This window comes from Tianweitania sp., assembly GCF_032053605.1.
Lineage (GTDB): Bacteria > Pseudomonadota > Alphaproteobacteria > Rhizobiales > Rhizobiaceae > Tianweitania.
This window is the reverse complement of sequence record NZ_DAMBUH010000005.1, coordinates 1,165-13,509: the sequence shown is the minus strand read 5'-3', so window position 1 is coordinate 13,509 and position 12,345 is coordinate 1,165. Positions and strand designations below refer to the sequence as shown.

The window sequence follows — 12,345 nt, the reverse complement described above, 5'->3', positions numbered from 1 at the left end:
CACGGTCAGCGCGCGCTTCCACACCGGCTGGGTGTGGAAGGCCACACGCCGTTCCGCGTCGGTCAGCATTTCCGTTGATTCGGGATCAGGTGTGCTCGTCGCGTTCATGTCGCCGACGAACTTCACGTAGCCACCCAGCGGAACGGCGCACAATTTCCAGCGCGTACCGCTGCGGGCGGTGTAGCCGATCAGCTCCGGACCGAAGCCGATCGAAAAGGCTTTGACGCCGATGCCGCACCAGCGCCCGACGAGATAGTGCCCCATCTCATGAACGAAGACGACAACGAGAAGCACGAACAGAAACGGCACGAGCGTGCCCAGGATCAGGCCCTCGCTTCCGAAGATTGCGGTCAGAAACTCACCCACGCTTGTTCCGTTCACTCCGGTGCCTTGTTGCACCTGCTGTCGCTAAGCGTTCTCCATTAGAGGAGACCGTTTGTCGGGGTTCAGCCCATCACATCCCAAAGAACAAACCGCGTGATGGTTCGTGCAGACCGCCCGTCAAGAGCCCGATCAGGTACAAGGCCAAAGCGGCGGCGACAAGTCCATCGACCCGGTCCATAACGCCACCGTGACCGGGAATGAGACGGCCGGAGTCTTTTACGCCAAAGCGCCGCTTGATCGCCGATTCCAAAAGGTCCCCGACTTGCGAAACGATCGAAAGCACCAGTGCTGCAACAGCAAGAAGAAAGCCGGCTTCGATCCCCATCAGCCGGCCGACCCCGGCGCCAACGATCACTGCAGCCAGCGCGCCGCCAAGCGCTCCGCTCCATGTCTTGCCGGGCGAAATTGATGGCGCGAGCTTGCGTCCGCCGATCAACCGACCAAACACATAGGCCAGGCTGTCGGTTGTCCAAACCACGGTGAACAAAAAGACCATGGCCGCGAGCCCAGCCGTTCCGCCCTCGCGAACCTGGTCAATCGAGACGGCGGCAAGCAACGCATAAACGAGACCGCCACTGACCCAAATTCCCGCGCGTCCTGAAAGCCGTGCTTCATAGAGGAGGCCGACAAGCATGGCGGCCAGCGCGACCGGCACCACGATCGCCGCCTTCATGTTGAGGATCAGCGGAATCAGCGCGACGGCCAGCAACAGCCACATGATCATGCGGCTGCGTTGCTGCACGCGAGCCCCCGCCATCTCCAGCCACTCATAAAGAAGAGCGCAGGCGAAGAAGGCGATCATCAGGTGATAGACGATGCCACCATAATAGGTGATCGCCAGCACGATGCTGCCGAGGATCACCCCTGAGACGATGCGCAAACCGAGATTATTGAGACGGCGCGGGCGGCGAAAGTCCAAGCCGGCTTCCCGCTGATTCCTGATCATGATGCGGCTTGCCGCGGGACGCCCGCCATAGCGGCGCTCGCGGCCGGCAAAGGACGCGAGCGCATCCTCAAGGTGTGTCTTGCTGAAGTCCGGCCACAGTACAGGCAGGAACACCAACTCGCTATAAGCGCATTGCCAGGTTAGGAAGTTCGACAGGCGCATCTCGCCGCTGGTGCGGATCACCAGATCGGGATCGGGCATGCCGGCCGTATCGAGCGAGCGGCTGATCAGCGCTTCATCGATGGCATCCGGCGCAAGCCGCCCCGCAGCCACTTCAGTCGCCAGATGGCGCAGCGTGCGGGTAATCTCCTCGCGCGCACCGTAGTTGAAGGCAATAACCAGATTGAGTGACCGGTTGCCGGCTGTCAGAACCTCGGCATCATCAAGCAACGCGCGGATATCAGGCGCCAATGCCGTACGCTCGCCGATGATGCGGATCCGCACGCCATTGCGGTGCAATTCGGCAAGATCGCGGCGGATGAACAGCTTCAGCAGACCCATCAGATCTGCCACCTCGCCCTGCGGACGCGCCCAATTTTCGGACGAAAAGGCGTAGACCGTCAGCCATTCGATGCCGAGGCCCGGCGCATCGCGAACGACCTGGCGCAAGGCTTCAACACCGGCGCGATGCCCCATGACGCGCGGCAAACCGCGGGCCTTGGCCCAGCGGCCATTGCCATCCATGATGATCGCGACATGCGCGGGCGCCACAGCCTACCCTCCGATTACACCGGCCCGAAAGACCGACCCGTCAAACCTGCATGATTTCGGCTTGCTTTTCCGCCAGCAGTCCGTCGACCGAGGTGATCGTGTCGTCCGTCATCTTCTGAACGCGTTCGGACTGCGCACGAACATCGTCCTGTCCGACATCGCCATCCTTTTCGGCCTTCTTGAGGCCGTCCATGGCGTCGCGGCGCACATGGCGAACGGCAACACGGGCGTTCTCGGCATAGGTGTGGGCGATCTTCGCCAGTTCCTTGCGGCGCTGTTCGTTCAGCTCCGGCAGCGGAATGCGCAGCGTCGTACCATCCATGATCGGGTTGAAGCCCAGATTGGACTCGCGGATTGCGCGGTCAACCGCGTTCACCATCGACTTGTCCCAGACCGAAACCGAGATCATGCGCGGCTCTGGCACGGAGACCGTCGCAACCTGGTTGAGCGGCATGGCCGAGCCATAGGCCTGAACCTGGATCGGATCGAGCAGGTTGCTCGATGCACGGCCGGTGCGCAGCGAAGCCAGATCGTTGCGGAAGGCGTTGATGGCGCCTTCCATGCGACGCTGGATGTCCTGGAAGTCGGCTCCGTTGCTCATCATAATCTCCGTAAAACTTGGTCTGAAGGGCGCGTGCGCGAACTTAGTCGGAGACAACCGTGCAGCGGCCAGCGCCGCGCAGGATTTCGCCAAACCCGCCCTGTTCGTGAATGGAATAAACGATTATCGGAATGTTGTTCTCGCGCGCAAGGGCAATCGCGGCCGTATCCATGATCGCGAGGTCGTGCTGCAGAACTTCCGCGTGGGTGATGCGCTCATAGCGCGTCGCATTCGGATCTTTCTTCGGATCGGCGGAATAAACACCATCCACCTGTGTGCCCTTGAACAGGGCATCAGCGCCGATTTCCGCCGCGCGAAGGGCCGCGGCCGAATCGGTCGTGAAGAACGGATTGCCTGTACCGCCGGCAAAGATCACGACCTTGCCCGCATCCATATGCGACTGCGCCTTGAGCTGCGAAAAGCTCTCGCAGATTTCCGGCATCGCGATGGCCGACAGCACGACGGCGTCCACGCCGAGCTTGGTCAGCGAAGTGCGTAGCGCCAGCGAATTGATGATCGTCGCCAGCATGCCCATATGGTCGCCGGTCACGCGGTCGCCGCCGGCCGAAGCGACGGCCACGCCGCGGAAGATGTTGCCGCCACCGATCACCACACCGACTTCCACACCCATGGAGCGCGCTTCCGCGATGTCTGCGGCGATGCGATCGGCGACCGAAACGTCGATGCCGAAGCCCTGACTCCCCATCAGCGCCTCGCCGGAAGCCTTGAGCAGCACGCGGCGGTAGATCGGCGACTGAACAGGCATGGAGACTCCTTTGGGGATTAAGCGGCTCGCATAAGCAAAGCGGAGTGCGGATACACGAAGGGCACCGCGATGTCACGCGATGCCCCTTGTTTATTCCGGATGATCCTAATGCAGCGTTGCGCGCCGCGTCAAAACCAGCCTGTAAGACGAAGCTTACTGCTTGGCGGCAGCCGCGACTTCCGCCGCGAAATCGCTGGTCTCGCGCTCGATGCCCTCGCCGAGAGCGAAGCGAACGAAGCCCGTGATCTTGGCAGGCGCGCCGATCGTCTTCTCGGCGTCCTTCAAGGCTGCTTCCACCGTCAGGTCGGGGTTCAGCACGAAAGCCTGCTTCAACAGCACGACTTCCTCGTAGAACTTGCGCAAACGGCCTTCCACCATCTTCTCGATGATGTTTTCCGGCTTGCCGGACTGGCGGGCCTGGTCGGAGAAGATGTCCTTTTCGCGCGCAACAACGGCCGGATCGATTTCCTGCTCGCTCAGCGACAGCGGGTTGGTGGCAGCGACATGCATCGCGACCTGGCGGGCAAAGCTGCGCGCAGCTTCTGCATCGCCGGTGGTCTCGATCGCAACCAGAACGCCGAGCTTGCCGAGGTTTTCGGCAACCGCATTGTGGACATAGGTCGCAACAGCGCCGGAGGTGACGCTCAGCTTGCTCGCGCGGCGGAAGCTCATGTTCTCGCCGATCGTGCCGACCGCGTCCTTGATCGTGTCGACCACGGAAGAGGTGCCGCCGGGATAACGAGCAGCCGAAACTTCTTCGGTCGCGCCGCTGGTCTCGAGAGCGACCTGAGCCACGTTGCGAACGATCTGCTGGAAAGCGTCGTTGCGGGCCACGAAGTCGGTCTCGGAATTGACTTCAACGAGAACGCCCGAAGTTGCATCGCCACCAACGCCGATCAAGCCCTCGGCAGCCGTGCGGCCAGCCTTCTTGTCGGCCTTGGAAATACCCTTCTTGCGCAGCCAGTCGACCGCGGCTTCCATGTCGCCGTCGGTTTCGCCAAGAGCTGCCTTGCAATCCATCATACCAGCGCCCGTCATTTCGCGGAGCTGCTTCACCTGTGCGGCGGAAATCGTCATCTCGAACCTCTCAAATCTGAAATGCACGGGCGCACCACCGAGGTTTCGATGATGCGCCTGGAGCGGCCAGCTTTCGCCGGCTTAAACTTGAACCCGACCAACCGTCGGGTTCGCGGATCAGGCAGCCGGCGTAGCCGGTGCGTCGCTTTCCGGCGCGGCTGCTTCAAGAGCAGGCTCGATCGGAGCCTCTTCCGAAGCGCCGATGTCGATGCCGAGCGAACCCTGCTGACGCGCGATACCATCGATGCAGGCCTTGGCGATCAGGTCGCAATACAGCGAGATAGCGCGCTGCGCGTCGTCGTTACCCGGGATCGGGTAGTCGATCTTGTCTGGATCGCAGTTCGAATCGATGATCGCAACGACCGGAATGCCGAGACGCTTGGCTTCCTGAATGGCAATCGCTTCCTTGTTGGTGTCGATCACGAACATCAGGTCCGGCGTCGAGCCCATGTCCTTGATGCCGCCGAGAGCCTTGTCGAGCTTCTCGCGCTCACGGTCGAGGTTCAGGCGTTCCTTCTTGGTGAAGGCGTTCGCTTCGCCAGTCGACAGCATCTCGTCGAGCTTGCGCAGGCGCTGGATCGAATGCGAGATCGTCTTCCAGTTGGTGAGCATGCCGCCCAGCCAGCGGGAGTTGACGTAGTACTGAGCCGAACGATCGGCCGCATCGGCAACGATTTCCGAAGCCTGGCGCTTGGTGCCGACGAACAGCACGCGACCGCCGCGGGCGACGGTGTCGGACACGACCTTCAGCGCCTGCTCCAGCATGGGAACGGTCTGGCTGAGATCGATAATGTGAACGTTGTTGCGGGCGCCGAAGATGTAAGGCGCCATCTTCGGGTTCCAGCGGTGTGTCTGGTGGCCGAAGTGAATGCCGGCTTCGAGAAGCTGGCGCATGGAGAAGTCTGGCGTAGCCATGATCTGTCCTTTCCGGTTGAGCCTCCACGGACCTTGACGACTGGGCGTAAACCCGCCGCCACCGGAGGTCTTTGCCGGATATCTCCCGGCAGAACACCAAAGTCCGTGTGTGGAATGCGTTGCGCCATACAGGCTGCAGGCCAGAAACGCAAGGGCTGAAGCTCGAAGCCCGCCTTCCATGTGGACGAGACGGGAGGCTTGTGAGGAAATGGCGGAGGGAGTGGGATTCGAACCCACGGTGAGTTGCCCCACGCCGGTTTTCAAGACCGGTGCCTTAAACCGCTCGGCCATCCCTCCAAGGCATGATTCGTTGGTTCATCCTGATTTCAGCGGCCGGTTGGTCTGGCCGTTGCTACCCGTTCACCACCGAACGCCTTCAGTGCTCCGCCTTTACCGCGCGTCGGATCACAGCGTCAACCTGTTCCGCCACACTCGCCCGCATCCGGTGAAATGCAGGTCCGTTAGCGCACGAATTGATCGATCCGGCGGATGGTGACGCGGCGGTTTCGCCATTCCTCGTTCTGGGTGTCCACGAGCAGGAAGTCCTCGCCATACCCGACCGTCTCAAGGATCCGCGCGGGAATCCCAAACTCGCGGCTCAGCACCATCTTGAGAGATGATGCGCGACGTTCGGATAGAACCTGGTTTGCTTCGCGGGATCCGACGGCATCCGTGTGCCCTTCGATCAGGAACCGCGCGCCCCGCCGTCTGCGGGAGAGCTGGTCGAACGCATAGGCGATTTCGCGGATTTTGCGGTATTCGGAGCGTGGGATTTCCGCTGAACCGAAAGCGAAGTTGATCGCCTGAATGTCGATGGATGGTGCGGCCCGTCGCATCTCGGGGCGACGGCGAAATTCTTGGATCGACATGCGATCTTCAGGGCGGATTTGCCGCTGCGCGGGCGCTTCCAGTTTCTGCATGATCTGGTCCGAGCTTGGCCCCGCGCGATCCTGAGCAAAGGCAAGGCTGGGCATGGCGACGGCTGTAGCCAGCCCCACGAGGACGAAGCGGCGATTCATGGCTGTCTCCTTCTTGGTTCCCTTCAGCATCATCCACGCTTCTGCATGGCTGACAATGAAGATGAGCTGAACAGTGCATGTGCAAGAGGCAGGCTCTTGACCTTCCAGTCACAGGAACCCCTACCTCCTGTCCAAAGCCAAGCACCTTGCGCCGCCTTTGCGGCAGCGAGGGCAACGTGACGACGAATGAGGTTCCTGATGAGTGAGCATAGCCAAGGACATTGTTGCGGGCACGGTCCTGCGACGCAGGCACCTCAGAGCGAACCCTCCCAGCACGGTCTAGCTCGCGATCCCGTTTGCGGCATGACGGTCAATCCCGCCAGCGCCAAGCACCAGATGCAGCTTGCCGATCAAATCATCTACTTCTGCTCGGCCGGCTGCAAAGCGAAGTTCGAGGCGGATCCGACGCGTTACCCGCTCACCAAAGCTGAGCCGGCCGCCGCGCAGAGCCATTGCTGCGGCGGTCATGATCATCATGGCCAAGCCCCCATCGACCCGGCAGATGTCCCAGAAGGCGCTCTCTGGACCTGCCCGATGCATCCGGAGGTCCTGCAGGAAGGTCCCGGCAGCTGCCCCTTCTGCGGCATGGCGCTCGAGCCTTTGATGGCGACAGCGGATACCGGTCCGAATCATGAACTCATCGACATGACCCGCCGCTTCAAGATCGGTCTCGCATTCGCTCTGCCGGTCTTCATCCTGGAGATGGGCTCGCACCTGATTCCAGCCGTGCACCATCTCGTGCCGCCACACATCTCCGTCTGGATCCAATTTGTCCTAGCCACCCCGGTCGTTCTTTGGGCCGGTTGGCCGTTCTTCGAACGCGCCTGGGCGTCTGTTGTGCATCGCAGCCCTAACATGTTTACGCTGGTTGCCATGGGCACGGGTGTGGCCTGGATCTACAGCGTGGTGGCCACGCTTGTGCCCGGCATCTTCCCCGCCGCGTTCCGCGCCGCAGACGGTGCCGTCGCCGTTTACTTCGAGGCTGCGGCCGTCATCACCGTGCTCGTTCTGCTTGGCCAGGTGCTGGAACTGCGCGCCCGCGAGCAAACCTCAGGCGCCATCAGGGCTCTGCTCAACCTTGCCCCAAAAACCGCACGCCGCATCGATGCGGATGGCAACGAGCATGATGTGCCGGCTGAAGACCTCGCCATCGGCGATCGCCTGCGCATCCGTCCCGGCGAAACCGTGCCTGTTGATGGCCGCGTCGAAGATGGCCGCTCGTCGCTTGACGAATCCATGGTCACCGGCGAATCGATGCCGGTCACCCGCGCCGTGGGTGACGCCGTTGTTGGCGGAACGCTGAACCAGACCGGCGCGCTGATCATCCGCGCCGAAAATGTGGGTCGCGATACGATGCTGTCGCGCATCGTGCAGATGGTGGCCGATGCGCAGCGCTCACGCGCGCCCATCCAGCGCATGGCCGATCGCGTATCCGGTTGGTTCGTGCCCTTGGTAATTGCAATTGCCCTTATGGCTTTTGCTGCCTGGGCTATTTTTGGACCCGAACCACGTTTCTCCTATGGGCTGGTCGCGGCCGTGTCGGTGTTGATCATCGCCTGCCCATGCGCGCTCGGGCTTGCCACGCCGATGTCTATTATGGTCGGCGTCGGCAAGGGCGCCGGCCTCGGCGTCCTCATCAAGAATGCCGAGGCGCTCGAGCAGATGGAAAAGGTCGACACGCTGGTGGTCGACAAGACCGGCACGCTGACGGAAGGCAAGCCGTCTGTCACGCAGATCGTGGCGGCAAGGGGCTTTGATGAGGACACGCTTCTGCGCTTGGCCGCAGGCGTCGAACGCGCTTCCGAACATCCGTTAGCGCACGCGATCCTGACCGCAGCCGAGAAGAAGCAGCTGGCGACGCCCACTGTGTCCGATTTCGATTCGCCCAGCGGCAAAGGCGCAATCGGCACTGTCGAGGGCCAACGCGTCATGCTAGGCAACGCAGCGTTTATGCAGGAGAACGGCATCGACATTGCCGCCCTCTCTCAGGAAGCCGACACGCTCCGGCGCGATGGTGCCACCGCCATCTTCATGGGCATCGACAACCAGGCCGCGGGCATCTTCGCCATTGCCGATCCCGTCAAGGCAACGACCGCCGAAGCACTGAAGGCCCTGCATGCCGACAAGATCCGCATCGTCATGCTGACCGGCGACAACAAGACCACGGCTCAAGCCGTCGCGCGAAAACTCGGCATCGACGAGGTCGAGGCTGATGTTCTGCCGGATGGGAAAAGCAGCGTCATCGCCCGCCTCAAGGCTGAAGGCCGCACGGTCGCCATGGCAGGCGATGGCGTCAATGATGCCCCTGCCCTTGCCGCCGCTGATGTCGGCATTGCGATGGGCTCGGGCACCGATGTCGCGATCGAAAGTGCCGGCGTTACCCTGCTGAGGGGTGATCTGATGGGCATCGTCAAGGCACGGCACTTATCGCAGGCGACCATGCGCAACATCCGCCAGAACTTGGCTTTTGCCTTCATCTACAACGCGGCCGGCGTGCCGATTGCGGCCGGCCTGTTGTATCCGGCCTTTGGCTGGCTGCTGTCGCCGATCATCGCGGCTGCGGCCATGGCGCTGTCGTCGGTCAGCGTCATTGCCAATGCGCTGCGGCTGCGCAACACCAGCATCTAGCGTCGCGCGAAAGCATGAAAAAGGGCAGCTGTCTTATCAAACAGCTGCCCTTGGGTTTCCAAGCTGCGGAAGATCAGCTTGTCGCTTTTTCGGCGCGGCCCGCTGCGCCTTCTTGCTCGATCTTGTCCATCAGGATCTTGATGTGCTTGCGCTTGTGCCACCGGTTCAAGCGCCGGAACCTGCTCCGCAGTGAAAGTTGGCCTTTCTCGCCAACCCCATCCACCAGCACAAACTCTTCAACACCCGTTCCAACATCGGCATAAACGAGATTGCCGGGATGCAACTCCTTCAGCGTCAGGTCGCTGGATAGTACCCAATCGAGGAAGCGCGATAGGGCGGCTTGGTGCACCTCGTCATACGTGCCTTCCGCCAGCATCTGACGAAGCGAAGGCGCGGGCAGGCCATCGATGCCCTTCTTCAGCTCACACACCTCGGCCAGACCCAGATCGGTTTCGGTAAAGCCGTGAAATTTGGCGATGCGGAACGGAAGCTCGCCCAGCCTTGCGTAAAGAACGAGATGCGCGCGCATCTCGCTGTAGGTGTCGGCCAGATGGCGGAACAGATAGCGCCGGTGGTAGCGCGGACGCGGTCGTGTCCGCTCATCATCAAGCACATGACGAAGCGGGATCTTTACGACAAGGTCCGGATCGAGCGGATGTAAAAAGACAAACCTTTGTCTGCCTATCCCGAGCGGGTCGCAACCGGATAACTTTAGGTGGCTCATGAAGCTGTGGTAGCGCCGCTTCGGAATGCCTTCAAGTTTCTCGCCTTTGCTTTGATGCAACGTAAGGTCACGCCTGGTCAGTTTGACGCAAAGTGATGCCCGCTGAACTGCCCGGCAAACATGCTGTCTTGTGACGACTGGCGGAGCCGTCGTCGCTAACTTTTGCAAAGGCGGCAGCAAGCTGCTCAAAAAAGAAAAGGACGCCCGTGGGCGCCCTCCTCATTCGGCTAGATATACCCGGTTTACTGCGGCAGCTTGTCGTCCACGCCCTGGACGTAGAAGTTCAAACCGGCCAGCGTTGCGTCGTCGGCACTCTCGCCAGCTTTCAGCCAGTCCGAACCGTCCTGCTTCTTGATCGGGCCGGTGAACGGCTTCAACTCGCCCGACTTGATCTTGGCTTCGGTCGCTTCCGCCATCGCCTTCACGTCGTCGGGCATGTTGGTGTAAGGCGCCATTTCCAAAATGCCCTGCGCCAGACCATCCCAGATGTTCTCGGACTTCCAGGTGCCATCCATGACTGCCTTGACGCGCTTGACGTAATAGGCACCCCAGGTATCCACGATGCCGGTCAGCTGGGTCTGCGGTCCAGCCTTGATCATGTCGGAAGCCTGAGCGAAGGCATGAATGCCGCGCTCCGCCGCAACCTGCATCGGCGCGGTGGAATCGGTGTGCTGCGTGAGAATATCGACGCCCTGATCGACCAGCACCTTGGCGGCGTCGGCTTCCTTGGCAGCGTCAAACCAGGTGTTGGCCCACACGACCTTGATCTTGAAGTCCGGGTTCACCGACTGTGCACCGAGCTCGAACGCATTGATGCCCATCACCACTTCAGGAATTGGGAAGGATGCGATGTAGCCGGCAACGCCCTTCTTGGACATCTTTGCGGCGATCTGGCCCTGAATATAGCGGCCTTCATAGAAGCGCGCATTGTAAACGCCGAGGTTTTCCGCCGTCTTGTAGCCGGTGCCATGCTCGAACTTCACGTCCGGGAACTTGGCGGCGGCGGCGACCGTCTGGTCCATGAAGCCGAACGAAGTCGCGAAGATGATCGCACAGCCGGAGCGGGCGAGGCGCTCGATGGCTCGCTGCGCATCCGGGCCTTCCGGAACGTTCTCGACAAACACGGTCTCAACTTTGTCGCCGAGCTCCTTGTCGACCTGCTGACGGCCGAGATCATGCGCCTGGCTGTAGCCGCCATCGGTCTTGGAGCCGATGTAAACAAAGCAGGCCTTGGTCTTCTCCTGCGCGGACGCCGGCATGGAAACGGTGGCGGCGAGTGCTGCAGCCGTCAAACCGAGAAGCAGTTTCTTCATTGTGTTCTCCTGTGGAAGGTCTGTTCTTATCAGTTCAGCGCCCGCGCGTTCTCAGCGGTCGGGCACGAAAGGTTGGCCGAGCGAAGCCGGCGTGTTCATCATGGTTAAACGGCGATTGCGCGAAATCAGCACCAGCACCAGCACCGTCGCGAGATACGGCAAGGACGACAGCAGCTGCGAGGGAATGCCGAGACCCAGCGCCTGCGCATGCAGCTGCCCGATCGACACCGCACCGAACAGATAAGCGCCGGCCAGCAACCGCAGCGGGCGCCAGGAAGCGAACACCACCAGCGCCAGCGCAATCCAGCCCCTACCCGCCGTCATGTTCTCCACCCATTGCGGCGTGTAAACCAGCGACAGGTGACCGCCGGCAAGACCCGCACAAGCGCCGCCAAACATCACCGCGAGATAGCGGATGCCGATGACGTTCGTGCCGAGCGCATGCGCGGACGCATGGTTGTCTCCCACCGAGCGCAGCACCAGACCGGCCCGCGTGTGGAACAGGAACCACGCCACGCCGAACACCAGCGCGATCGAAATGTAGAAGATCGGATCCTGCGCAAACAGCACGCGGCCGATCAGCGGAATGCCCGCCAGCATGTCGAGCACGCTGGCTATCGGCTGTCCCACCAACGGGATTTCGGCAATGCCATTCGCCAGCGTCGGCAACTTCACGCCGGGCGATCCGACGAAAGCCTCGCCGATCATGCTGGAAAGCCCGAGGCCCAACAGCGTGAGCGACAAGCCCGTCGCCACCTGGTTGGTCGCAATCGTCAGCGTCAGGAAGCCGAACAGCAGCGAAAATAGCACGCCGGCAAGAATTGCCGCGAGCATGCCGATCCCCGCCGATCCGGTCAGTGCCGCAGCCGCAAAGCCGCACACCGCGCCCATCACCATCATGCCCTCGACGCCCAGATTGAGCACGCCGGAGCGTTCTACAACAAGCTCGCCGATGGCAGCCAGAAGCAGCGGCGTGGCGGCGGTTGCGATGGTGAGGAGGATGCTTTCGGCAATCAGCATGATCAGGACCGTTTCGCCGTCAGCGCATCGCGAACGAGGCGGATGCGATAATGGATCAGGGTGTCGCAGCCCAGCACGAAGAACAGCAGCATGCCTTGAAACACCCGCGCGACCTTGTCCGACAGCCCCATCGAGATCTGCGCCGCCTCGCCGCCGAGGTAAGTCAGCCCCAGCACCAGCCCCGCTGCCACGATCCCCAGCGGGTTAAGCCGCCCGAGAAACGCGACGATGATCGCCGTGA

General features: G+C 61.7%; 10 protein-coding genes, 1 tRNA gene and 3 pseudogenes. 1 reads left to right on the top strand and 13 read right to left on the bottom strand.

Annotated elements, in window-relative coordinates; translation table 11 throughout:
• The 9 genes and pseudogenes from RTX98_RS02450 to RTX98_RS02410 all read right to left on the bottom strand — a co-directional run.
• Positions 1–366, bottom strand: a 366-nt coding sequence (locus tag RTX98_RS02450) for a site-2 protease family protein (RefSeq protein ID WP_312794320.1), incomplete at its 3' end; no start/stop codon positions are given.
• A gap of 88 nt (positions 367–454) precedes the next feature.
• A pseudogene (locus RTX98_RS02445) lies at positions 455–1,249 on the bottom strand (phosphatidate cytidylyltransferase); the annotation flags it as partial.
• A gap of 87 nt (positions 1,250–1,336) precedes the next feature.
• Positions 1,337–2,041, bottom strand: a pseudogene (locus RTX98_RS02440) (isoprenyl transferase); the annotation flags it as partial.
• A gap of 40 nt (positions 2,042–2,081) precedes the next feature.
• Complete coding sequence (gene frr, locus RTX98_RS02435) at positions 2,082–2,642, bottom strand: ribosome recycling factor (protein ID WP_312794319.1); 561 nt, start codon at positions 2,640–2,642, stop codon at positions 2,082–2,084.
• Positions 2,643–2,685: 43 nt separating this feature from the next.
• A complete protein-coding gene (pyrH, locus tag RTX98_RS02430) occupies positions 2,686–3,408 on the bottom strand; it encodes a UMP kinase (RefSeq protein WP_312794318.1) in 723 nt (240 codons plus the stop codon).
• A gap of 153 nt (positions 3,409–3,561) precedes the next feature.
• Positions 3,562–4,485 carry a translation elongation factor Ts gene (gene tsf / locus RTX98_RS02425; protein ID WP_312794317.1) on the bottom strand — a complete coding sequence of 308 codons (924 nt, stop codon included), beginning with the start codon at positions 4,483–4,485 and terminating at the stop codon, positions 3,562–3,564.
• Between the two features lie 117 nt (positions 4,486–4,602).
• Positions 4,603–5,400: a 30S ribosomal protein S2 gene (rpsB, locus tag RTX98_RS02420; RefSeq protein ID WP_312794315.1), complete on the bottom strand. Its 798-nt coding sequence runs from the start codon at positions 5,398–5,400 to the stop codon at positions 4,603–4,605.
• A 209-nt stretch (positions 5,401–5,609) separates the two neighbouring features.
• Positions 5,610–5,697 (bottom strand) — tRNA-Ser (locus tag RTX98_RS02415).
• Positions 5,698–5,861: 164 nt separating this feature from the next.
• Positions 5,862–6,419 (bottom strand): OmpA family protein, encoded by a 558-nt coding sequence (locus RTX98_RS02410; RefSeq protein WP_312794314.1) that lies wholly within the window; start codon positions 6,417–6,419, stop codon positions 5,862–5,864.
• 198 nt (positions 6,420–6,617) lie between these two features.
• Here RTX98_RS02410 and RTX98_RS02405 point away from each other — a divergent pair, with 198 nt between their 5' ends.
• Complete coding sequence (locus RTX98_RS02405) at positions 6,618–9,047, top strand: heavy metal translocating P-type ATPase (protein ID WP_312794313.1); 2,430 nt, start codon at positions 6,618–6,620, stop codon at positions 9,045–9,047.
• Positions 9,048–9,120: 73 nt separating this feature from the next.
• Here RTX98_RS02405 and RTX98_RS02400 read toward each other — a convergent pair whose 3' ends face one another.
• The 4 genes and pseudogenes from RTX98_RS02400 to RTX98_RS02385 all read right to left on the bottom strand — a co-directional run.
• Entirely contained in the window at positions 9,121–9,960 is an 840-nt protein-coding gene (locus tag RTX98_RS02400) for a YrbL family protein (RefSeq protein WP_312794312.1), read from the bottom strand.
• 53 nt (positions 9,961–10,013) lie between these two features.
• Positions 10,014–11,084 (bottom strand): BMP family ABC transporter substrate-binding protein, encoded by a 1,071-nt coding sequence (locus RTX98_RS02395; RefSeq protein ID WP_312794311.1) that lies wholly within the window; start codon positions 11,082–11,084, stop codon positions 10,014–10,016.
• A gap of 51 nt (positions 11,085–11,135) precedes the next feature.
• On the bottom strand, positions 11,136–12,104 hold the full coding sequence (locus RTX98_RS02390) for an ABC transporter permease (protein WP_312794310.1): 969 nt from the start codon (positions 12,102–12,104) through the stop codon (positions 11,136–11,138).
• 2 nt (positions 12,105–12,106) lie between these two features.
• A pseudogene (locus tag RTX98_RS02385) lies at positions 12,107–12,345 on the bottom strand (ABC transporter permease); the annotation flags it as partial.